We start from the raw sequence: 20,874 nt of genomic DNA on the forward strand, positions 1-20,874 counted from the left end.
CGACACCCCGTCTCAATCGAACCCGTAGCTGAAATCCCCCTCCCGTACCCCCAGCGTGATCCGCTGCAGGCTGCCCCCCGCGGCCAGCCGCGTCAGGTACTCCAGCGAGACGCGCGGCAGCACCGTGTTCGTCAGGATCGCATCGATCACGCGCCCACCCGATTCCGCCTCGGTGCAGCGCGAGACCACCAGCCGCACCACGTCGTCGTCGTACTCGAACGGAATGCCGTGGTTTTCCTGCACGCGCCGGGCGATGCGGCCCAGCTGCAGCCGCACGATGTCGCCCATCATCGCGTCCGACAGCGGGTAGTAGGGCACCACCACCAGCCGGCCCAGCAGCGCGGCCGGGAACACTTGCAGCAGCGGCGCGCGCAGCGCGGTGGCGATCTGCTCGGGGTCGGGCGTGGGCGCGGCGCCCTTGCACAGCCGCATGATCAGCTCGCTGCCGACGTTGCTGGTGAGCAGGATGATGGTGTTCTTGAAGTCGATGCCGCGGCCTTCGCCGTCTTCCATCCAGCCCTTGTCGAAGACCTGGAAGAACAGCTCGTGCACGTCGGGGTGGGCCTTCTCCACCTCGTCGAGCAGTACCACGCTGTAGGGACGGCGGCGCACCGCCTCGGTCAGCACGCCGCCCTCGCCGTAGCCCACGTAGCCGGGTGGCGCGCCCTTGAGCGTGGAGACGGTGTGCGCCTCCTGGAACTCGCTCATGTTGATGGTGATGACGTTCTGCTCGCCGCCGTACAGCGACTCGGCCAGCGCCAGCGCGGTCTCGGTCTTGCCCACGCCCGAGGTGCCGCACAGCAGGAACACGCCGATGGGCTTGCCCGGGTTGTCCAGCCGCGCGCGCGAGGTCTGCACGCGCCGCGCGATCATCTCCAGCGCATGCTTCTGGCCGATGACGCGCTGGTTGAGCGTGTCGGCCAGTCGCAGCACGGCCTCGACCTCGTTCTTGACCATGCGGCCCACGGGCACGCCGGTCCAGTCCTGCACCACGCTGGCCACGGCCTGCTCGTCCACGGTGGGCAGGATGAGCGGGGTGTCGCCCTGCAGTTCGCGCAGGCGGGTCTGCAGCGGGCGCAGCTCGGCGAGCAGGGTGTCGCGCTCGGGCGCGGGAGGGGCGGCAGCAGCGGCTTCGGATGCCGGCGCTACAGGTGCCCGCAGCAGCGCCCGCAGTGCCAGGATGCGGTCGACCACGCCCTTTTCCTCCGCATGCCGGGCCTGCAGCTGCGCCAGCCGCGTCTGCTCCGCGTCGATGGCCTGGGCCGTGCGCTGGCGGCGCGCGTCGGTGTCGATGCCGATGGCCGCCTCGCGGTCGATGATCTCCTGCTCCACCTGCAGCGCCTCCAGCCGGCGTTGGCAGTCTTCCAGCGCCGGCGGCGTGGCATGCTGGCTCACGGCCACGCGCGCGCAGGCGGTGTCCAGCAGGCTCACGGCCTTGTCGGGCAGTTGCCGCGCGGGGATGTAGCGGTGCGCCAGCCGCACGGCGGCTTCGATGGCCTCGTCCAGCAGCGCCACGCGGTGGTGCTTCTCCAGGACGCTGGCCACGCCGCGCAGCATCTGGATGGCCTTGGCCTCGCCGGGCTCGGCCACCTGCACGACCTGGAAGCGCCTGGTGAGCGCCGGGTCCTTCTCGATGTACTTCTTGTACTCGGCCCAGGTGGTGGCGGCGATGGTGCGCAGCTTGCCGCGCGCCAGCGCCGGCTTGAGCAGGTTGGCCGCATCGCCGGTGCCGGCCTGGCCGCCGGCGCCCACCAGCGTGTGGGCCTCGTCGATGAACAGGATGATGGGCTGCGGCGAGGCCTGCACCTCGTCGATCACGGCGCGCAGCCGGCTCTCGAACTCGCCCTTCATGCTGGCGCCGGCCTGCAGCAGGCCCACGTCCAGCATGTGCAGGCGCACGTCCTTGAGCTGCGGCGGCACGTCGCCGCGCGCCAGCCGCAGCGCGAAGCCCTCGACCACGGCCGTCTTGCCGACGCCGGCCTCGCCGGTCAGGATGGGGTTGTTCTGGCGCCGGCGCATCAGGATGTCGACGATCTGGCGGATCTCTTCGTCGCGGCCGGCCACGGGGTCGATCTCGTCCTTGTGCGCGCGCTCGGTCAGGTCGATGGCGAAGCGCTTGAGCGCCTCCTGCTTGCCCATGGCCGCGGGCGCGATGGCGCCGCTGGCCTCGCCGGGCGCGGCACCGCTGGCGGTGGCGGCCTGGCCGTCCTCCGGCGAGCCGGCGACGATCTTCGCGAAGTCCTGCGCCAGCGCGTCGGCCTGGATGCGCTCGAACTGGCGCGAGATCGAGACCAGCACCGCGCGCAGGCCGGTGGTCTTGAGCATGCCCAGCAGCAGCGTGCCGGTGCGCACCTGCGTGTCGCCGAACATCAGCGAGCCGTAGACCCAGCCGCGCTCGACCGCGCTCTCCACCCAGCTGGACAGGTCGGTCACCGAGGAGGCGCCGCGCGGCAGCCGGTCGAGTGCTGCCGTGAGGTCGGTGGCCAGCGCGCCGGTGTCGATGCCCACGTGCTGCACGATGCGGTGCAGGTCCGAGTCCTGCCCGTTGAGGATCTGGTAGAGCCAGTGCTGCAGCTCCACCACCGGGTTGCCGCGCAGCTTGCAGAACACGGTGGCGCCCTCGATGGCCTTGTAGGCTGTGGCGTTGAGCTTGCCGAACAGCGCGGTGCGGGAGATGTCAGGCATGGTGGTCTCCATGGCGGTGCACGAACGAGGCGGTGGGCCGCAGGCGCAGGTCGCCCCGGTCGCGCGCGGGGTGCTGCCGGCCCAGCCAGGAGACCACGCCCAACGGCACGCGCTGGCCCAGCCGCGGCTCGGGCAGTTCGGCCTGCGCCAGCACCAGTTGCACATCCCATTGCAGGTCCAGCCCCGCGTACTGGCGAATCCAGTCGCGCAGCGGCGGCCAGGCCGGGCCGCCAGGCAGGAAGCCCAGGTACTGCGCCAGCGTCAAGGGCCCCAGCACCACGCGGAACTTGAACTGTCGGTCGTGCACGGCGCGGCCGGCGTTGGCGTTGCGGCCCAGCTGCGCGGCGGGCAGGGCCGCGCGCTGCGGCCGGTTGCGCGCATGGCCCAGGCGGCTGCGGTCTTCGGGAGCGATGGGCAGCCGGTGCGCGACGTGTTCCTCGATGCGCACCGGCACGCGGAAGTGCTGCGCCAGCAGCTTGGCCAGGCCCTCGGGGTGGCGGCTGCGCGCGCCCAGCAGGCCGGCCTGGAACAGTTGGGCCTGGCGCGGCAGCGCACCCTGCAGCGGCGCCGTGCCGGCATGGCCGAAGCCCGCGCCCAGCCAGGCGGCGAAGCGGTCCTGCGCCGGGCGGTCGTGCTGCACCGTGGGCTGGGCGTCGGCCCAGGCGCGGTAGAACAGCGCCAGCATGCGGTGGTGGAAGATGTCCAGGAAGCGCGCGGCCGTCGGGTCGTTGCGCCAGCGCTGGCGTTCGCGCACGTACTCGGTCAGGTGCAGCGGCATCGGCCCGTGCGGGCCGAGCAGGCCGAAGAAGCGCACGCCCAGGCGGGGCGCGGGCATGTCCTTCTCGTGGGCGAAGCTGGCGAGCGGGGCGGGCGCGAAGTCGAGCTCCGGCTCCTGCCCCAGGCGCACGGGCTCCTGCGCGGGGCGCAGCGCGCGGCCGATGCGCGGCGCCTCCGGGTGCAGGGCCTCCAGGCGGCGCAGCAGTGCGAAGAAGTCGTGCGCCCAGGGCGCGGCGCGCACCGACGCGAACAAGGCCTCGCGCTGCGGCGTCACAGCGTTTCCCGTTGTCCGATGCGCGGCGCCCAGCGCATCAGCTCGCCGCGCTGGGGTGTGCGCAGCACCAGCTGGGTGAACGCATTGATGGCCGCATGGCGCGCGAAGAAGCGTTCCAGCACGCTGGCGAACAGGAAGGCGCTGGTGCCCTGGTAGGCCAGTTCGTCCAGTTCCAGCACGATTTCGATGCCGCTGCCGAAAGCCATCGGCCCCTTGAAGGGCAGGCGGCGCACGATGGGCTGCACCCGCAGCGCGAGCACGCCGGCCACCTGGCGCGCCCAGGCAGCGTCGTTGGGCGGGGCGTACAAGGCCAGCGTGGTGCGCAGCGCCGCTGCAGCGTCGGCCGGCGATGCGCCGACCAGCGACAGGTGGTTCAGGCTCAGGTGGCTGACGAGCTGCCAGCCGGGTTCGCCCGCCGGCCTGCGCGTGACCGGCCGCGTCGGCCCGCGCAAAGCATCCACGCGCCGCACGGGTCCGGCCGCGTCCAGCCGCCAGACCGGCTTCTGGTTCGGATCCGCGCCCTGCGGCAGCAGCATCGGCAGGTCGCGGTTGCTGACCCAGGCCGCCACCGACAGCTGGCGGATGTCCTCGCGGTAGGGCGCATGGCGCGGATCGACCAGCGCCAGATACACCTCCTGGCCGATGTACGAGGAACGCGCGCCCTGCGTCATCTGCCGCTGCGAGCGCAGCCGGGGCTCGCGCCGCAGCGTGTAGAAGCCATGGGCCTGCGCGGCATCGCCGGTGCCTGCGGCCTGCTGCGTCGCGTAGAGCGGCTCGAAGCGCTGCTGGCCCACGGCCCCGTTGCCGTAGCCCGTGACGGTTTCCAGGCTGTGCACCTCGAAGTCCATGGGCCGCGTGCGGTCGGGCACCACGTGGTATTCCCAGGCGCCGGGGCCGAGCTGGATGCGGTCCAGCCGCTTCCTGAACAGGTTGATGGCCGGCGTGCAGTGCAGTGCCAGGCTGTGGCGGTCGACCAGTGCTTCCAGCGGCGCATCGCCGCGGCGCAGCAGCACGACGAGCTCCACCTCGTCGCCGACCACCTGCGCCAGCCGGGCGGCCAGGTCGCCGATCTCGAAGAACAGCAGGCGCTGCGGCATGGCGGCCGCCTCCTGCAGCAGCCGGTAACCCGAGAAGGCGCGCAGCGATTCGGGCAGCAGCGCCTCGTCGGCGGCGAAGCCCAGCGGCAGCAGGCTGTCGGGGCCGCGCCAGGCCGGCGGCGTGCCGGCCTGGCCGGTGAGCACCAGCGTGCCGGTGCAGGCGCTGTGCAGCAGTTCGTGCAGGCGCAGGGCCACCTCGTCGGGCGCGCTGAGGTAGAAGGCCAGCCGGTCCAGTCCCAGCTGGCGAAAGCCCAGGCCACCGCCGGTGCGCAGCCGGATGCGCAGGCCGCCCTGCGTGCCCTGGGCCTGCGGCAATCGGCCCAGCGGCAGGTCGGGCGCGTGCGTGAAGTACTGCACCGACACCAGCTCCACGGGCCACAGCGTGACCGCGTGCGCGGTGCGGAACTCGCAATGCGTGTCCTGCCCGCGCGCCGGCTCGGCCGTGACAGCGCTGCCGCGCGGCACCACGTGGCCGCGCGTGAGGTTCGGGTCCAGCAGGTCGGCGTCGAAGCGCGCCACCATCATCGATGGCACGGGCGCGAGGAAGTTCGGGTAGCTGGCTTCGAGCAGCTGGGCGATGAGCCGCGGCTGCTCGGCCTCGATCTTGAGCTGCACGTGCGCGGCCATGAAGGCAAAGCCCTCCATGAGCCGCTCGACATACGGGTCGGTGACCTCCATGCCTTCCATGGACAGGCGCGACGCGATCTTGGGGAAGGCATGCGCGAACTCACTGCCGACCTCGCGCAGGTGGGTCAGCTCGTCGCTGTAGAGGCGCAGGAGGCGGGGGTCCATGGAGTTTGCGCGCCTCGTCAGCCGGTGGCGATGTCTTCGTGACCTAGAAGGGTCATCAGCGAGGAGAACTGGAAGTGCGGCTTGCCGAGCCCAGGAACATACAGCTGATAGACCTCCAGCGAACCCTGCATCGGCGTCATTCGGCTGTCGCGCGTCGCGCCTTTGCCCGTCAGCGCACCGTGCTGAACGACATTGCGATCACGCGCGTCGCTCGCCGCTGAGCCCGATGGCACTGCGATCTGCTTGCCTTTGCCCTTCCAGACGTGCAGCGGCTTGTCCACACGAGCACGCACCACGCAGTTGACCTCGCTCCAGTCGTACAGGATGGCGGCGAACAGCCGTGCGGCGTAGCCGAGTGAATACCCGTGGCGCGAGGCAAAGTGCTTCACTGCCTGAAAGTGCTCGTACTCGAGCCACCATGCGCCATCCGCTCCCCTGGCTGGCGTGCACCGTGTGGCGTCCACGAACCGGTAGAGCACCGTGCCTTCGGCAACGTCGTACTCGCGTGGCCACAGTCCCTCGGCAGCGTGTCGTCGGCTGCCTGCAAAGTAGGGGTCGTTGCCATATGCCATCGGAGCCTCCACTTGTTTTGCGCTCGGAATGTCGTGGTCGTGAAATCGGCGAGATGGCTCAAGCGCCAGTTCTGGACCGTCCACCCACCCCATCCCGCACCTCCACCTGCCCCGCCTCCAGATCCATCTGCGTCCTCAGCAGGATCTCCAGCGGCACCGGCTGCGACCACAGGTGGCCGCTGATCTCGAACTCGATCACGTTGTGCGTGTCCAGCACGCTGCCGGGCTCCACCGCGCGCACCTGCAGGCTGTCGGCCAGGATGCGCGGCTCGTAGCGCAGGATGGCCTGGCGGATGGCGCGCTCCAGCACGCTCACGTCCAGCTTGGACGCGAGCTGGCCCGACAGCGCGGGCAGGCCGAAGTTCAGCACGCTCGCACCGACCTGCGGGTAGGCGTCGGCGGCGGCGCCCAGCGGCTGCACGGTGTTGAACAGCGCGCTCAGGTCGCGCAGCACGGCCTGGCGCAGCCGGGCCTTGGACATGACGCGGTGGTCGTCCGCCTCCTGGCGTTCGCCCGGCGCGTCGTCGGTGAGCCGGTCCAGCAGGGCCGGCTGCAGTCGGTTGCGGGCGTCCACGGTGGCCATGGCGCACCCCGGCCCTCAGGCGGGCAGGACCTCGTCGTCGAAGCTGAACGTGCCCGAACCCAGCCCCGCGTTCTGCTGCGGCTGGTAGGCGATGCCGATCTTGGTGAAGGCGATGGACACGCGCTCCAGCGGCCGTCCGTCGTCGCCCACCTCGATGTCCAGCCCCACCACGCGCGCGCCTTCCAGCGTCATCGTGAAGTAGTCCAGCGCCTCGCCGCCGGCCTTGCGCATGGTCAGCACGGCTTCCTTGACCTCGTCGTTGGTGGCCAGCGCGCTCAGCAGCGCGGTGGACGCCGCGTCGATGCCCTTGGTCACGACGAGGTGGCGGTACACGCGCCGCGCCGTGCGCTCGGTCGAGCCGATCGCCGTGTTGGCGCTGACGCCCCAGTTCCAGCGCAGCAGCTGGATCTCCTCCTCGTGGCCCTCGGTCGTGACCTCGCCCTTGACCTTGCCGGCGCGCTTGGTCTGCACGCTGAGGAACAGGTCGGACGCGCCGTCGCTTTGCCCGGACAGGGGGACCATGTCAGTCTTCCGTTGTGCCGTGCGCCGCCGTCACGGTCCGGCACCGGGCCGCAACGCACTGATCCGAAGTCCGCGGAGCAGGCCATGCCAGCGGACGCCGCGGAACGGGCTCTGCCCGGCCGCTGGCGGCGCCCCTGGAGGGGGATGGGATGTCTACACGCAGTGAGACATCCAAACGGGGTGGATTCAACTTCACACCTTCTTGTTGGTGGTCACGTCCCAGCCGCCGACGACCTCGCCGCCCAGGCCGCCCTTGCCGTCCTGTGGCTTGTACTTGAACTCGATCTTTCCGTAGTTCAGCGCCACCTGCTCCATCGGGATGATGTCGGCGCCGGCCGAGCCGCTGTTCTGGTAGCTGCTGACCATCACGGGCGAGAGGATCACGGTGAGGAACTCCTCCTGCTCGCCGCCGGCCTTGCGGCACACCAGCGTGGCGGTGGCCAGGTGCTCGCCGGTGCAGCACGCGGTGAGCAGCTTGGCCGAGGCCTTGTCGGTCTTCTTCACGAAGTGGAAGTCCTGCAGCGCCACCTTGCCGCTGCCGCCGCCACCGCCGCTGCTGAACGAGCCGGCGTTGCTGCCGCCCAGGCTCCAGGATTCCAGTTCGATCTCGCCGGCGTGCTTGTCGTCGGTGGACTCGCCGTCGACGCCGTCGATCTTCAGGTAGTAGTCAACATGGGCCATGGTTTCCTCGCTTCAGTGGTGGTTGAACGTCGTGGCGTTGGCAGGGAGACCGGGCACGCACGACGGCCCATGCCCGGCTCCGCGGTCTGCGGCTTCAGGTGCCCTTTTGCGATGGCAGCTTGGACACCAGCCGCAGCGACACCGTGAGGCCCTCGAGCTGGTAGTGCGGCCGCAGGAAGAACTTGGACGTGTAGTAGCCGGGGTTGCCAGGCACCTCCTCGACGGTGACCTCGGCCGCGGCCAGCGGCTTCCTGGACTTGGTGGCCTCGCTCGAATTGGCAGGGTCGCCGTCCACGTAGTTCATGATCCATTTGTTCAGCCACTTGGCCATGTCGGCGCGCTCCTTGAACGAGCCCACCTTGTCGCGCGCGATGCACTTGAGGTAGTGCGCAAAGCGTGAGCAGGCGAACAGGTAGGGCAGGCGGGCCGACAGATTGGCGTTGGCCGTGGCGTCCGGGTCGTCGTACTCCTCGGGCTTTTGCAGCGACTGCGCGCCGATGAAGACGGCGAAGTCCGAGTTCTTGCGGTGCAGCAGCGGCATGAAGCCGTTCTTGGCCAGCTCGGCCTCGCGCCGGTCGCCGATGGCGATCTCGGTCGGGCACTTCATGGCCACGCCGCCGTCGTCCGTGGGGAAGGTGTGGGTCGGCAGGCCCTCCACCGCGCCGCCCGATTCGACACCGCGGATGCGCGTGCACCAGCCGTACATCTTGAACGAGCGGTTGATGTTGACGGCCATGGCATAGGCCGAGTTGGCCCAGGCGTAGGCCGAGTGGTCGGCACCGGTGGTCGACTCTTCGAAGTTGAACTCCTCCACGGGCGCGGTCTTGGCGCCCCAGGGCAGCCGCGCCAGGAAGCGCGGCATGGCCAGGCCGATGTAGCGCGCGTCGTCCGAGGCGCGCAGCGAGCGCCAGGCCGCGTACTCGGGCGTGGTGAAGATCTTGGTCAGGTCGCGCGGGTTGGACAGCTCCTGCCACGAACCCATCTGCATCAGGTTGGGGCTGGCCGCGGAGATGAAGGGCGTGTGCGCGGCGGCGGCCACCTTGCTCATCTCGCCCAGCAGCTCCACGTCGGGCGGGCTGTGGTCGAAGTAGTAGTCGCCCACCAGCGCGCCGAAGGGCTCGCCGCCGAGCTGGCCGAACTCCTCCTCGTAGACCTTCTTGAACAGCGGGCTCTGGTCCCAGGCCGTGCCCTTGAACTTCTTGAGCGTCTTGCCGAAGTCCTTCTTGGAGATGTTCATGACGCGGATCTTCAGCATCTCGTCCGTCTCGGTGTTGTTGACGAGGTAGTGCAGGCCGCGCCAGGCGCTCTCCAGCGCCTGGAACTCGGGGTGGTGCAGGATCAGGTTGACCTGCCTGGAGAGCTGCTCGTCGAGCTCGGCGATCATGGCCTCGATGCTGGCCATCACGTCGCCGTCGATCAGCTTGGTCGAGGCCAGCGCCTGCTGCGCCAGGGTGAGCACGGCGTTCTGCACGGCGTTGCGCGCGTCGTCGGACTTGGGCTTGAACTCCTGGTTCAGCAGCGCGGCGAACTCGCTGCCCTCGTACGCGATGCCCTGCAGCGGCGCTGCGCTCTGGAGTGTGTCTTCGGCCATGGTTGCGTCTCTCCCGGGAGTGCGGATGGAGGGGGCGGCAGCGTCAGGCGGCAGCGGCCGGCTGGTCGGCTGCAGGCGCTTCGGGCTTCTTCGCAGCGGCCAATGAGGCCAGCAGCGCGGGGTCGGCCATCACCTTGGCCAGCAGATCCTCGGCGCCGGTCTTGCCGTCCATGTAGGTCAGGAGGTTGGCGAGCTCCTGGCGCGCCTTGAGCAGCTGCTTGAGCCCGTCGACCTTCTGCGCCACGGCGGCGGGTGAGAAGTCGTCCAGGTTCTTGAACGTGAGTTCCACCGACAGCTTGCCCTCGCCGGTCAGCGTGTTGGTGACGGGGAAGGCCACGCGCGGCTTCATCGACTCCATGCGGGCGTCGAAGTTGTCCACGTCGATCTCCAGGAACTTGCGTTCGTTCACGGGCGGCAGCGGCTCGGCCGGCTTGCCCGAGAGGTCGGACAGCACGCCCATGACGAAGGGCAGCTGCACCTTCTTCTCGGCGCCGTAGAGCTCGACGTCGTACTCGATCTGCACGCGTGGGGCGCGGTTGCGGGCGATGAACTTCTGACTGCTGGTGGCCATGGTGGACTCCTTGGGCTCCTTGGGGTCGGCGGGCGGTCGGGCGGCTTACTTGGGCGCGCCTGCGAGCTTCTCGATCTGGCCCACGCCGTCGGGCATCAGGTCGCGGATGATCTCGAGGAAGTTCTTGGTCATCAGGCGTTGCGCGCGCTTGATGAACAGCGGGGCGGGGTTGGTCGGCTCGTTGCGCTCGATCCAGTCGCTCACGCGCTCCAGCATGCGGATCGCGTCCTCGCGCGAGTTGATCGTGCCGGGCGCAGGTAGGGCCACGGCCGCTGCGGCCGCCACGGTGTTCGCCGCGGGCTGCGGTGCAGGCGTTCCCTGCGCCTGCTGGCCGGCCTGCGCCACCACGCGCAGCAGCGCGGCCAGGGGCTTGAGGTCGGGCGAGCGGCCGGCGCCGAGCTGGCGGTCCAGTGCCGCGGCCATGCCCTGCACGGCGAGCAGGCCAGCCTGCATGGCGCCGGCCAGCGCCGGGACCTGCGTCTGTGCAGCGGCAATGGCGGGCAACAGCGCCTCGGCGGTGGGAACGGCTTCACCGCCATGGGGCTTGGCGCCGCCGAAGGCCAGCTCCAGATCGCGCACCGTGACGGCATTGCGTGCAGGCGTCAGCGCAGCGCGGCGCAGGTCGGCCAGGCCCTCTTCCTTGAACAGCGGCCACAGCGCACTGATGCGTTCCGTGGGGTCGTTGTCGTCGCCGGCATCCAGCTGCGGATGCACCAGCGGCCAGTGCTGCTCCAGCAAGCCATGCAGCAGCTGCAGGCCCTGCACCATGCCGACCAGGCCTTCGACATGGGCGGCGCTGCGCGTGAGCCAGACGGCCACGCGCAGATCGCGGGTGCGCGCGGCGAGGTCATGCGCATGCCGGTGCACGGCATGCCAGTCGGGTGGCGTGGCCGCGATGAGCTTGGTGCCGTACTGCTGCTCGGGCGTGCCCGCGGCGGCGCGCTCCAGCGCCTGGAACGCGTCGTCGTGGTCCAGCGCCGGCCCGCACGGCGCGTCGCCGGCGAGGGGGGTGAGGAGCGCATCGGTGTCGAGCGTTGGCATGCAGTGGTCCTGCGGGAGGGTTGCGGACCACTTTAGGACGGCAGGACCGCGTGCACAGCGGACGAAAGTCACTTTGGGCCGGCGCGGCGTCCCGCGAAATGGGGATGGCCGCCGCGCGTCAGGGCAGCATGCCGCGCACCGTGCCGAGCAGCTTGCGCGGCTGCAGCGGCTTGATCAGCACGGTGTGGCCGGCCTCGGCGGCACGCTGCAGCTCCTCGTGCGTGGTGTCGCCGGTCACGACGATGGCCGGCACCTCGTAGCCGCACTGGCGGCGCACGGCGGCGATGGCGGCGATGCCGTCCGCATCATCGCCCAGGTGCAGGTCGGAGACGATCAGGTCGGGCGGCAGTTCCATGGCGGCTGCGGCGCGTTGCGCGGCCTCGGCGCTGGCCGCAGCCATCACGGTGTAGCCCCATTCCTCGAGCAGGATGCGCAGGCCCTCGCGGATGGCCTCGTCGTCGTCGATCACGAGCACGGCGCGCGCCTGCGGCACCGGCATGGGCCGCGTGTCGGCGGCGGCCGTGGCGTCGCGGATCTCGGGCAGGCCGCCGCGCGGGATGGCCAGCCGGAACATGGTGCCGCGGCCGGGGTGCGAGGCCACGGTCAGCCCGTGGTTCAGCAGCCGCGCCAGCCGGCGCACGATGGCCAGGCCCATGCCCAGACCCTGGCTGCGCCCGCGGGTGGAGCGCCCGCACTGGTAGAACTCGTCGAAAACGCGCGGCAGCTCGGCCGGCGCGATGCCGACACCGGTGTCCCAGACCTCCACGTGGATGTGCTCGCGCGTGGAACGTGCCACCAGCACCACGCCGCCGCGCTCGGTGTAGCGCAGCGCGTTCTGCAGCAGGTTTCCGAGGATCCGCTCGAGCAGCTGCGGGTCGCTCGTGACCGACTTGCCGCCCGGCGAGAAGCGCAGGCCCAGGCCGCGCGCCTCGGCCTGGCCGGCGTACTGCATGTGCAGCCGGCGGAACACGTCGCGCAACGGAAAGTGCTGCAGGTTGGGCTCGACCGCGCCGGCGTCGAGCCGCGAGACATCGAGCATCGCGTTGAACGAGCGTTCCAGCCCCTCGATGGAGCGCGTCACGTTGCGCACCAGCGGCTCCTGCTCGGTGCCCAGCAGCCGCAGTTCCAGCGCGCCGGCGAACAGGCCCAGCGCGTGCACGGGCTGGCGCAGGTCGTGCGTGGCGGTGGCCAGGAAGCGGGTCTTGTCGCGGTCGGCCTGGTGTGCGGCGCGCAGCGCGTTCTCCAGAGCGTGCAGCGCATCGCCGCGTTCGGAATGGGCCAGGCGCTGGCGCCGCCAGCGGCGGTGGCCGAACAGGGCGAGCGCGGCGGCCAGCAGGGCGGCCGCTGCGGCGCTGCCGCTGGCGGGCGCGGGCGCGCCCTGCAGCGCCCAGGCCAGGGCTTGTGACGCCGGCACGGCCGCCAGCAGCGCCACGGGCGGGCCCAGCGGCGCCAGCAGCGCGGCCAGCAGTGGCACCAGCACCAGCAAGGCCATGGCGGGGCTGCTGGCGGCCGTGGCCGGCAGCAGCCAGGGCAGGGCGCAGAGCAGCAGGCCCCAGGCCAGCAGCAGCGCGCCGCAGGCATGGCGCCTCGAACGCTGGCGCCGGCGTGCGGCCGGGCTCAGCCGGCCCAGCTGCCGCGCCAGCAGTCCACAGGCCAGCGCTGCCGCCGTCGCCAGGCCGAGCACGGTGGCGGCGCCCGCGCCATGCAGGCCGGGCCAGGCCTGCACGGGCGGCAGCAACAGGGCCGCGGGCAGGCTGGCGGGCCAGGTGGCCAGCGCCTCGTCGACCGCTGCATCGCGCAGGCGCCGCGCGGTGGAGCGGCGCGCGCGCCGCTCAAGCGGGGGCGCCTCGTCCGGCGCGGCGTTCTCGACGGCGGTGAAGGCAGCGTTCGGCATGGTGCGCCCGAACGCCGCGGGGCATTCAGCGGAACAGGCTGATCATGTGCGAGCGCGAGCGCACGTCCAGCGCCAGCAGCAGCGAGGACACGTAGTTCTTGACGGTGCCCAGCGAGAGCTCGGTCGAGTTGCTGATCTCCTGGTTGCCGCAGCCCGACAGCACGAGCTCCAGGATCTCCAGGTGGCGCGGGCCGAGTTCGGCGACGCGGTCGAACATCGCCGAGGACGGGAAGTGCGGGAACAGGGTGGTGTCCACGGCCGGGCGGCGCTGGCGCGCGCTGTCGACGAGCGCCTGCAGCGAACTGCGCATCTGGTCCATCTGCGCGCTCTTGGGCACATAGCCCACGGCGCCCAGCGCGCGCGCCTGGCGCACGACGAATTCGTCCTGGGTGCCGCTGAACACCGCCACGCGCGCCTGCGGGAAGGTCTGCATGAAGCGCCGCAGCCCCTGCAGGCCCTTGCAGTCGCCCAGGTTCAGGTCGAGCAGCACCGCGTCCACCGGCGTGCGCTCGCGGTACAGGCGCAGGCCCTCGTCCAGTGTGGGCGCCTCGATCCACTCGATGCGCAGCCCGCCGAGCATGGGGTAGAGCGTGCGGATGCCGGCGCGCACGAGTTCGTGGTCGTCGATGAGCAGGATGCGGCGCGTGCTGCGCGGCATGGCGGTCGCCGCATCTGCGGCCGTTGGCTCGGACAGTTGCACATCCAACAGTGTTTCCATGGTCCTCTCCTTGACGGCGGGCCCGGATTCGTCGTCGGTATCAGACTAATCGCACCGGGCTGATGCATCGTAGGACTGGCGGATGGGGGGCGGCAACATCATTCTTTAGGAGGCGGACTGTGCAGTAGTGCACATATCGCCGGTTCTTGTATCAGGCTTGTTGCGTGGCCGGCGGCGCCGTGAAACCAACGAAACACGCGAAGCTTGCCGCCCTGCTGAGCAGGCCGCGGCCATCGCCGAGAGCGGCGTGCCGCGCCGCGAACGCTTCGTCACGACCAAGGTCTGGACCGTGGCGAGCGCCAGGCCGATCTGGCCGGTCTGGCGCCGGCCTGGATTCATCAGAGCGGGCCGGGCAGCTTGCCCAGCCCGGGCAGGCGCAGCGCCATGTCGTCCAGGTCCACGCCGAAGCCCAGGCCCAGCAGATTGAGCTCCAGGCCCTCGTCGCGTGCGAGCGTGATTCCGGCCAGGCCCAGCAGCGAAACCTGCCAGCCCGTGCCGCTGGGCGCGTGCGCGAAGAACTGCGCGGGGCCCAGATAGTCCTTGCCGATGGCGGTGGGCGGCAGGTCCAGCCGCAACTCGGGCACCTCGCGCGCGACCCAGGCCACGAAGGTGTTGCTGTTCGGGCCGGGCCACAGGCCGTAGGTGTGGCCCCAGGGGTAGCGCGCGACGGCGGCCTCGATGCGGTCGATCATGGCCTCGGCCTCGGGGCCGCGGTGCTCCACCAGCAGGCGCGGATAGGCGCCGTACCAGTGCGTGTCGGGCAGGGTGCTCTCGCCCTGGACCAGCGCGTCGCCGCCGTAGCGCGCGCGCCAGCCCAGGATCTGCCAGGTGGTGTAGTGGTCGGCCCCGGCGCGCTTGACCGCGATCCAGGGGTGGATGCCGAAGGCCCCGCGCCAGCGCACGATGCGCGCGCCGTAGACCTGCACCACGGCGCGTTGCTCGATGGCCGGATCGGGGGCCTGGCCGGTGGGCGAGCGTTCACGGCTGTGCCAGGGCGTGTCCAGGTCCAGCTTGCCCGAGGCCAGCACGCCGATGGGACCCAGCAGCAGCAGGGCGACCAGGGCCAGCAGGCGCAGCGGCCAGCGCAACCATCTCCTCATGCCTGGCCCTCCATGGCCGCCTGCGCCTGGGCGAAGTCGCGCTGCAGGTCGCCGATGTGCTCCAGCCCCACGGCCAGCCGCACGAAGTTGGGCGCGATGTCGGCAGCAAGCATCTGCGCCTCGTTCATGGTGCCGGCCCACATGGCGGCCGCGTGCACGATCAGTGTCTCCACGCCGCCCAGGCTCACGGCCTGGGTGGCCAGCGTCAGCGAGGCGACGAAGCGGCTGGTGGCGGCATAGCCGGCCTTCAGCGCGAAGGCGATGACGGGGCCGCCGCCGGTCATCTGGCGCCGGGCCAGAGCGTGCTGCGGATGGCTTTCGAGCAGCGGGTAGTGCACGCGCTCGACCTGCGGCTGGCGTTCCAGCCAGGCGGCCAGCGCGAGCGCGTTGGCGTTGATGCGCTCCATGCGCACGGCCAGCGTGCGCAGCCCGCGCAGCAGCAGCCAGGCGTCCATGGGCGAGAGCACTGCGCCCAGCGTGGTGTGCATGGGCCAGATGCGCTCGGCCAGCGCCTCGGAGCAGCAAATGACGCCGGCCGTCAGGTCATGGTGGCCGCCCAGGGCCTTGGTCGCGCTGTGCACCACGATGTCGATGCCCAGCGCGTGCGGCTTGCAGTTGACGGGCGAGGCGAAGGTGTTGTCGGCAACCGTCAGGATGCCGCGCGGCTGCGCCAGCGCCGCCACGCCGGCCAGGTCGGTCAGCACCAGCGTGGGGTTGGCGGGCGTCTCCACGAGGATGAGCCGGGTCTCGGGCGTGAGCGCTGCTTCGATGGCCGCCAGGTCGCTCTGCTCGACGATGCTGACCCGCACGCCGAAGCGCGGCAGAACTTCGTCGAACAGCTTGGCCGTGCTCATGTAGTGCCGGGTCTGCGCCACCACGTGGTCGCCGGCCTGCACCAGGGCCAGCACCGTGGTGCTGATGGCGCCCATGCCCGAGGCCGTCAGCAGCGCGGTCTCGGTGCCCTCCAGCGCGGCGACGATTGCGGCCGCGCGCGCGTGCGTTGGGTTGCCATAGCGCGTGTAGTAGGCGGCATGGCGTGGCGTGCCGGCCATGGCCGCGAATTCGGCCGCGTCGCGGGCCTTGAAGGTCGCGCTGTAGTGGATGGGCGCGCTGATGGCCGTGTCGTCGGACAGGCCGGCATCGCCGTGCAGCACGCGGGTGGCGTCGTGCCAGGCGTCGTCGGAAGAAGGGTGCATTGCTGGAAGGAATCCGCAGGAGAAAGCCAGTGCGCATGATGCGCCCGCGCGTTGGCTGCGGGTAATCCCGGGGCTGTGGCCGGTTTCTGGATTTCTACAATATGGACACATATCCACTATATGGACAATCCGCGATGCCGACCGACCGCGCCGATCCTGAGCCGCTGACCCCCTACCAGTACCCCAATCCACCCGAAGCCCTGCCCGAGATCGTGATTCCCCACGCGATTCCGACGGACGAACGCCTGTGGGTGCCGCAGGCCGAGAACGTGTGGTTCCGCCCGCTGTGCCTGAATGCGAGCCAGGGCTACTGGATGAATCTGCTGCGCGTGCGCAAGTCCGGCGTGCTGAGCCGGCACCGCCATCCGCAGGCCGTGCACGGCTTCGTGCTCAAGGGCCGCTGGAAATACCTGGAGCACGACTGGTGGGCCGAGGAGGGCGGCTACGTGTTCGAGCCGCCGGGCGAAACGCACACGCTCTACGTGCCCGAGGACGTGCAGGAAATGATCACCTACTTCCAGGTCAACGGAGTCATGTACTACACCGACCCCTGGGGCAAGGGCATGGGCTACGAAGACGTGTTCACCAAGATCGACATGTGCAAGAAGCACTTCGAGGCCGTGGGCCTGGGCGCGGACTACGCCCAGCAGTTCATCCGATGAGCACTGCCGGCGCCGTCTTCGACTGCGCCGGACGGCCGCGCCACTGACCGACTCCCCCACAACCACGACACCATCACCATCGACATGTCCACATCCCTGACCCGCCGGCAGTTCGCCAGCCTGGCCGCCGTGCCCTTCGTGGCCGGCACGGCCCACGCCCAGTCCGACTTTCCGAACAAGCCGATCGAGCTCGTCGTGCCCTTCCAGCCCGGCGGCGGCACCGACGCGCTGGCGCGCTCCTTCGCCGACGCCACGCGCAAGCACACCACGCAGAGCTTCATCATCGTCAACAAGCCCGGTGCCAGCGGCTCCATCGGCTGGCAGGACGTGGTGCACGCCAAGCCCGACGGCTACCGCCTCGCCGTCATCACCGTGGAACTGGCCACGCTGGCCCACATGGGCATCGGCAGGATCGCGGCCGACGACCTGCAGCCCATCGCCCAGCTCAACGCCGACCAGGCCGCCATCACGGTGCGCGCCGATGCGCCATGGAACATCGTCGAGGAGTTCCTGGCCGCGGCGAAGAAGGAGCCCGGCAAGATGGGTGTGGGCAATGCCGGCCCGGGTTCGATCTGGCACCTGGCGGCCTCGGCGCTGGAAGACAAGACCGGCGTGAAGTTCAACCACGTGCCGTTCCAGGGCGCGGGCCCCGGTGTGCTGGCGCTGCTGGGCGGCCACATCGACGCCGTGGCCGTGAGCCCGGCCGAGGTCACGACGCATGTGCAGTCCGGCAAGCTCAAGACGCTGGCCGTCATGGCCGAGCAGCGCGTCAAGGGCTTCGACAAGGTGCCCACGCTCAAGGAACGCGGCATCGACCTCGTGATCGGCACCTGGCGCGGCATCGCCGCCCCCAAGGGCACGTCGCCGCAGGTCGTGGCCTACCTGAAAGACCTGGCGCTCAAGGCGTCGAGCGAACCCAGCTTCCGCGAGACGCTGGACAAGCAGAACCTGGGCTTCGTCTATGCCGATGACCAGGCTTTCAAGGCCAAGATCATAAAGGACAACGCGTACTTCAAGGACCTCATCACCAAGCTGGGAATCAGAGCTTGACCCACCCCCAGTCTCCGCGCTGCGCGCTGCGCCAACCCCCTTGCAGGGGGCGCACCCAGCGGCCTGGCAGAGCCAGTTCCGCGGGTGCTCTGGCATGGCCTGCTCCGCGTCCACTGGCACCTTGACATGCCACCCGCGGCCGCAGGTCGGGCGCGGTGCAGGCGAAACCGACCATTGAAATGACCTACCAAGTTGATTTGCTGAAGGGCAAGCGCGCCCTGGTCGCCGGTGCCACGCAGGGCATCGGCGCCGTCATCGCCAACCACCTCGCGGCCCTGGGCGCCGAGACGACGGCACTGGGCCTGGGCGCGGGCGACGGCACGCTGGCGGCAAACGTCCAGGCGCGCCAGTGCGATGTGACCGACGCCGCCAGCCTGCACGCTGCGCTGGCCGACATGCCGGAGCTGGACATCGTGTTCAACTGCGCCGGCATCATCCAGCGCGGCGCCGAGCACGACCTGGAGGTGTTCCAGCGCGTGCTGAACGTGAACCTCACGGGCACCATGCGCGTGTGCACGGCCACGCGCGCGCGCCTCAAGGCGCGGCGCGGCTGCATCGTCAACACCGCCTCCATGCTGAGCTTCTTCGGCGGCGGCCTGGTGCCAGGCTACGCGGCCAGCAAGGGCGGCGTGGCGCAGCTGACCAAGTCGCTGGCGATTGCCTACGCCCCTGATGGCATCCGCGTCAACGCGGTGGCGCCGGGCTGGATCGCCACGCCGCTCACGCAGGCGCTGCAGGACGACCCGGCGCGCGCCGGCCCCATCCTCGCGCGCACGCCGCTGGCGCGCTGGGGCACGCCCGACGACGTGGCCCGCGCCGCCGTGTTCCTGTGCACGCCCGCGGCCGCCTTCATGACGGGCGTGATCCTGCCCGTCGATGGCGGCTACATGGTCACCTGATAATGCGCGCCGTCATGACCACGGCGCCCGACCTTTCCCTTGAGCCCGACGACGCGGGCCAGCCCGCCGTCGCCGGCACCCAGGCCTTCGGCAAGTTCATGCGCGTGCTGCAGCTCGTGGCCGATGCCGAGCAGCCGCAGAGCGTGGCGACGCTGGTGCGCGCCACCGGCTTTCCGCGGCCCACCGTGCACCGCATCGTGGCCGGGCTGCTGGCCGAGCGCATGCTCGTGGAAGACGCCGCTACGCACGGCCTGGCCCTGGGCCCGCGGCTGATCCAGCTGGCGGCGCGCAGCTGGGGCCGGTCCGACCTGCGGCTCGCGGCCATGGACGCGCTCAAGCGCCTGCGCGACCTCACGGGCGAGACCGTGCACCTCGCGGTGCCCAACGGCCGCAGCATGGTCTTCATCGAGAAGCTGGAGAGCCCCTCGGCCGTGCGCATGAGCTCGCGCATCGGCACCAGCGTGCCGCTGCATGTGACGGCCGTGGGCAAGGCCTGGCTGGCCGCGCTGCCGGCGCCGGAGCGCGCCGCGCTGCTCAAGGGCCTGCCGCTGCCGCGCCACACCGCGCACACGCTGACCGAGCGCGCCGCGTTCGAGGCCGAACTGGCCGCCACGCAGGCGGCCGGCTGGTCCACCGACCGCGAGGAGCACGAGAACGGCGTCTCCTGCTTCGGCGCCGCCGTGCGCGGGGCCGACGGCCGGCCCGTGGCCGCGATCAGCGTGACCACGCTGGTGTTCCGCCAGAAGGACGATCCTGAAAAGGCCTATGTGGCGCCGCTGCTGGCCGCCTGCGCCGAAGTGGCCCAGCGCATCGCCGAGGTGCCGGCCCTGTCCAGCGCCGAGCAGTTCTAGCCATGCCGCGCCTGTTGCACCACCTGGGCGTGCGCCCCTACCTGCTGGGCGCTTGCGCCACGGGCCTGGCCGGCGCGCTGCTGCTGCCTGCGCCCAATCTGGTCACGCGCGCCCTGGTCGGCTGGAACGTGGCGGTCTGGCTCTACCTCGCGCTGCTGGCGGTGATGATGGTGCGTGCCGACCATGGCCGGGTGCAGCGCGCCGCCGTGGCCCAGGCCGAGAGCGCGGCCACGGTGCTGGCGCTGGTCAGCCTGGCCGCGGTGGCCAGCCTGGTCGGCGTGGTGTTCGAGCTGTCGGCCGCCAAGCAGCCGGGCCTGCCGCATGCCTGGCCGCATGTGCTGTTGGCGCTGGCGACCGTGCTGGGATCGTGGACGCTGCTGCCCATGGTGTTCGCCCTGACCTATGCCAGCGTCTACTACCGTGCGCACGGCGCCGGCCTGAAGTTTCCCGACGCGGACCCGCAGTTCCGTCCCAACTACGCCGACTTCCTGTACTTCTCGTTCACGATCGCCGTGGCCTCGCAGACCTCGGACGTGGCCATCGACACGCCGGCCATGCGCCGCGTGGCGCTGTTGCAGACGCTGCTCTCGTTCGCGTTCAACGCGACGATCCTGGCCTTCAGCATCAACATCGCCGCCAGCCTGTTTTGAAATGACCCCCCGTTTGGACTTCTCACTCCGTGTAGAAGTCCCATCCCCCCCGAGGGGGCGCACCCGGCGGCCTGGCAGAGCCAGTTCCGCGGCTGCGCTGGCATGGCCTGCTCCGCGGCCTCTCGACCAGTGGTTTGCGCGCCGGTTTCGTACCGTGCGGGTGGCGCGCCGTGCAGTGGCAAGCTGGCATGCGGTGCGCGACGGCCAGTCACCGGTACCAGGCCACCAGCACCGCGGTGGCCAGGCACTGCAGCGCGTTGACGGTGTTCACCAGGATCAGCTTGTTCAGCCGGCGGCCGCTGCGCTCGTACAGGCTGGCGCCCATGGCGGCGTTCGCGCCCATCCAGACCAGCCAGGTCAGCAGCGAATGCTGGCTGGAGTCCCTCAGCTGGTGGATGGCCGACATGGTCGGCAGGTAGGTCAGCAGCCGCAGCGCGCTGAGCACGGTGAAGCTCCAGTCCAGCACCGCCACCTAGAGCGCATGGGATGGTGCCGGCATGGAGAAGGCGAAGGAATGGCGTGTGCGCATGGGGGCTCCTGCGGGATGTGGCCGGCACCGTGCCGGCCTGCGCCGCCCTGCGCGAGCGCCTGCAGGCCATGGGCGCGACCCCCGTGGGCAGCGCCGCGGCGGTGCTGGCGGGCCTGGTCGCGGCCGCGACCAGATGAAG

Annotated in this window: 21 protein-coding genes; 6 read left to right on the plus strand and 15 right to left on the minus strand. The window is 70.8% G+C overall.

Annotation, left to right across the window (positions count from 1 at the left end):
- Positions 1-12: 12 nt before the first annotated feature.
- From tssH to ACSQ4M_RS15615, 14 genes are all read right to left on the minus strand, one after another.
- The gene (tssH, locus tag ACSQ4M_RS15550; protein ID WP_436190349.1) at positions 13-2,685 is read right to left on the minus strand and encodes a type VI secretion system ATPase TssH; all 2,673 of its coding nucleotides are present in this window, start codon (positions 2,683-2,685) and stop codon (positions 13-15) included.
- Positions 2,678-3,736 carry a type VI secretion system baseplate subunit TssG gene (gene tssG, locus ACSQ4M_RS15555; protein WP_436190350.1) on the minus strand — a complete coding sequence of 353 codons (1,059 nt, stop codon included), beginning with the start codon at positions 3,734-3,736 and terminating at the stop codon, positions 2,678-2,680. Before tssG ends, tssH begins: the two co-directional genes overlap by 8 nt.
- The gene (tssF, locus tag ACSQ4M_RS15560; protein WP_436190351.1) at positions 3,733-5,625 is read right to left on the minus strand and encodes a type VI secretion system baseplate subunit TssF; all 1,893 of its coding nucleotides are present in this window, start codon (positions 5,623-5,625) and stop codon (positions 3,733-3,735) included. Before tssF ends, tssG begins: the two co-directional genes overlap by 4 nt.
- Before the next feature lie 17 nt (positions 5,626-5,642).
- Positions 5,643-6,281, minus strand: a complete 639-nt coding sequence (locus ACSQ4M_RS15565) for a hypothetical protein (protein ID WP_436190352.1) — start codon at positions 6,279-6,281, stop codon at positions 5,643-5,645.
- A complete protein-coding gene (gene tssE, locus ACSQ4M_RS15570; RefSeq protein ID WP_436190353.1) occupies positions 6,256-6,780 on the minus strand; it encodes a type VI secretion system baseplate subunit TssE in 525 nt (174 codons plus the stop codon). Before tssE ends, ACSQ4M_RS15565 begins: the two co-directional genes overlap by 26 nt.
- A 15-nt stretch (positions 6,781-6,795) precedes the next feature.
- Positions 6,796-7,302: an Hcp family type VI secretion system effector gene (locus ACSQ4M_RS15575; RefSeq protein WP_436190354.1), complete on the minus strand. Its 507-nt coding sequence runs from the start codon at positions 7,300-7,302 to the stop codon at positions 6,796-6,798.
- A 192-nt stretch (positions 7,303-7,494) separates the two neighbouring features.
- Positions 7,495-7,983, minus strand: a complete 489-nt coding sequence (locus tag ACSQ4M_RS15580; RefSeq protein ID WP_436190355.1) for an Hcp family type VI secretion system effector — start codon at positions 7,981-7,983, stop codon at positions 7,495-7,497.
- Between the two features lie 94 nt (positions 7,984-8,077).
- Entirely contained in the window at positions 8,078-9,574 is a 1,497-nt protein-coding gene (gene tssC, locus ACSQ4M_RS15585) for a type VI secretion system contractile sheath large subunit (protein ID WP_436190356.1), read from the minus strand.
- A gap of 43 nt (positions 9,575-9,617) precedes the next feature.
- Positions 9,618-10,145, minus strand: coding sequence for a type VI secretion system contractile sheath small subunit (gene tssB / locus ACSQ4M_RS15590; RefSeq protein WP_436190357.1), 528 nt, complete (start codon positions 10,143-10,145; stop codon positions 9,618-9,620).
- Between the two features lie 45 nt (positions 10,146-10,190).
- Complete coding sequence (gene tssA / locus ACSQ4M_RS15595) at positions 10,191-11,186, minus strand: type VI secretion system protein TssA (protein WP_436190358.1); 996 nt, start codon at positions 11,184-11,186, stop codon at positions 10,191-10,193.
- A gap of 118 nt (positions 11,187-11,304) precedes the next feature.
- Positions 11,305-13,080, minus strand: a complete 1,776-nt coding sequence (locus ACSQ4M_RS15600; RefSeq protein WP_436190359.1) for an ATP-binding protein — start codon at positions 13,078-13,080, stop codon at positions 11,305-11,307.
- Between the two features lie 25 nt (positions 13,081-13,105).
- Positions 13,106-13,798 (minus strand): response regulator, encoded by a 693-nt coding sequence (locus ACSQ4M_RS15605; RefSeq protein WP_436190360.1) that lies wholly within the window; start codon positions 13,796-13,798, stop codon positions 13,106-13,108.
- A 338-nt stretch (positions 13,799-14,136) separates the two neighbouring features.
- Positions 14,137-14,898, minus strand: coding sequence for a DUF3750 domain-containing protein (locus ACSQ4M_RS15610; protein WP_436190361.1), 762 nt, complete (start codon positions 14,896-14,898; stop codon positions 14,137-14,139).
- Positions 14,895-16,094, minus strand: coding sequence for a trans-sulfuration enzyme family protein (locus ACSQ4M_RS15615; protein ID WP_436190362.1), 1,200 nt, complete (start codon positions 16,092-16,094; stop codon positions 14,895-14,897). Before ACSQ4M_RS15615 ends, ACSQ4M_RS15610 begins: the two co-directional genes overlap by 4 nt.
- 134 nt (positions 16,095-16,228) lie before the next feature.
- On the opposite strand from ACSQ4M_RS15615, the gene ACSQ4M_RS15620 reads away from it, so the two are divergent.
- From ACSQ4M_RS15620 to ACSQ4M_RS15640, 5 genes are all read left to right on the plus strand, one after another.
- Positions 16,229-16,756 (plus strand): 2,4'-dihydroxyacetophenone dioxygenase family protein, encoded by a 528-nt coding sequence (locus ACSQ4M_RS15620; RefSeq protein WP_436190363.1) that lies wholly within the window; start codon positions 16,229-16,231, stop codon positions 16,754-16,756.
- Positions 16,757-16,840: 84 nt separating this feature from the next.
- Positions 16,841-17,806 carry a Bug family tripartite tricarboxylate transporter substrate binding protein gene (locus tag ACSQ4M_RS15625; protein ID WP_436190364.1) on the plus strand — a complete coding sequence of 322 codons (966 nt, stop codon included), beginning with the start codon at positions 16,841-16,843 and terminating at the stop codon, positions 17,804-17,806.
- A gap of 179 nt (positions 17,807-17,985) precedes the next feature.
- Positions 17,986-18,705, plus strand: coding sequence for an SDR family NAD(P)-dependent oxidoreductase (locus tag ACSQ4M_RS15630; protein WP_436190365.1), 720 nt, complete (start codon positions 17,986-17,988; stop codon positions 18,703-18,705).
- 14 nt (positions 18,706-18,719) lie between these two features.
- Positions 18,720-19,556, plus strand: coding sequence for an IclR family transcriptional regulator (locus ACSQ4M_RS15635; protein ID WP_436190366.1), 837 nt, complete (start codon positions 18,720-18,722; stop codon positions 19,554-19,556).
- Positions 19,557-19,558: 2 nt separating this feature from the next.
- Positions 19,559-20,206, plus strand: coding sequence for a DUF1345 domain-containing protein (locus tag ACSQ4M_RS15640; RefSeq protein WP_436190367.1), 648 nt, complete (start codon positions 19,559-19,561; stop codon positions 20,204-20,206).
- 208 nt (positions 20,207-20,414) lie between these two features.
- Here the strand turns inward: ACSQ4M_RS15640 and ACSQ4M_RS15645 are convergent, their stop codons facing one another.
- Positions 20,415-20,678, minus strand: a complete 264-nt coding sequence (locus ACSQ4M_RS15645; protein ID WP_436190368.1) for a hypothetical protein — start codon at positions 20,676-20,678, stop codon at positions 20,415-20,417.
- A 47-nt stretch (positions 20,679-20,725) separates the two neighbouring features.
- Here ACSQ4M_RS15645 and ACSQ4M_RS15650 point away from each other — a divergent pair, with 47 nt between their 5' ends.
- Positions 20,726-20,872, plus strand: a complete 147-nt coding sequence (locus ACSQ4M_RS15650) for a hypothetical protein (RefSeq protein ID WP_436190369.1) — start codon at positions 20,726-20,728, stop codon at positions 20,870-20,872.
- Positions 20,873-20,874: the final 2 nt, after the last annotated feature.

The organism is Pseudorhodoferax sp. LjRoot39 (genome assembly GCF_964253035.1).
Taxonomy (GTDB): domain Bacteria; phylum Pseudomonadota; class Gammaproteobacteria; order Burkholderiales; family Burkholderiaceae_C; genus Pseudorhodoferax.

Excerpts from the sequence above, each read along its gene's own strand:
- ACSQ4M_RS15575 (WP_436190354.1), bottom strand. The coding sequence starts at position 7,302 with ATGGTCCCCCTGTCCGGGCAAAGCGACGGCGCGTCCGACCTGTTCCTC.
- ACSQ4M_RS15600 (WP_436190359.1), bottom strand. The coding sequence starts at position 13,080 with ATGCCGAACGCTGCCTTCACCGCCGTCGAGAACGCCGCGCCGGACGAG.
- tssH (WP_436190349.1), bottom strand. The coding sequence starts at position 2,685 with ATGCCTGACATCTCCCGCACCGCGCTGTTCGGCAAGCTCAACGCCACA.
- ACSQ4M_RS15640 (WP_436190367.1), top strand. The coding sequence starts at position 19,559 with ATGCCGCGCCTGTTGCACCACCTGGGCGTGCGCCCCTACCTGCTGGGC.
- tssE (WP_436190353.1), bottom strand. The coding sequence starts at position 6,780 with ATGGCCACCGTGGACGCCCGCAACCGACTGCAGCCGGCCCTGCTGGAC.
- tssB (WP_436190357.1), bottom strand. The coding sequence starts at position 10,145 with ATGGCCACCAGCAGTCAGAAGTTCATCGCCCGCAACCGCGCCCCACGC.
- ACSQ4M_RS15615 (WP_436190362.1), bottom strand. The coding sequence starts at position 16,094 with ATGCACCCTTCTTCCGACGACGCCTGGCACGACGCCACCCGCGTGCTG.
- ACSQ4M_RS15620 (WP_436190363.1), top strand. The coding sequence starts at position 16,229 with ATGCCGACCGACCGCGCCGATCCTGAGCCGCTGACCCCCTACCAGTAC.
- tssA (WP_436190358.1), bottom strand. The coding sequence starts at position 11,186 with ATGCCAACGCTCGACACCGATGCGCTCCTCACCCCCCTCGCCGGCGAC.
- ACSQ4M_RS15625 (WP_436190364.1), top strand. The coding sequence starts at position 16,841 with ATGTCCACATCCCTGACCCGCCGGCAGTTCGCCAGCCTGGCCGCCGTG.
- ACSQ4M_RS15610 (WP_436190361.1), bottom strand. The coding sequence starts at position 14,898 with ATGAGGAGATGGTTGCGCTGGCCGCTGCGCCTGCTGGCCCTGGTCGCC.
- ACSQ4M_RS15635 (WP_436190366.1), top strand. The coding sequence starts at position 18,720 with ATGACCACGGCGCCCGACCTTTCCCTTGAGCCCGACGACGCGGGCCAG.
- ACSQ4M_RS15580 (WP_436190355.1), bottom strand. The coding sequence starts at position 7,983 with ATGGCCCATGTTGACTACTACCTGAAGATCGACGGCGTCGACGGCGAG.
- ACSQ4M_RS15605 (WP_436190360.1), bottom strand. The coding sequence starts at position 13,798 with ATGGAAACACTGTTGGATGTGCAACTGTCCGAGCCAACGGCCGCAGAT.
- tssF (WP_436190351.1), bottom strand. The coding sequence starts at position 5,625 with ATGGACCCCCGCCTCCTGCGCCTCTACAGCGACGAGCTGACCCACCTG.
- tssC (WP_436190356.1), bottom strand. The coding sequence starts at position 9,574 with ATGGCCGAAGACACACTCCAGAGCGCAGCGCCGCTGCAGGGCATCGCG.
- ACSQ4M_RS15630 (WP_436190365.1), top strand. The coding sequence starts at position 17,986 with ATGACCTACCAAGTTGATTTGCTGAAGGGCAAGCGCGCCCTGGTCGCC.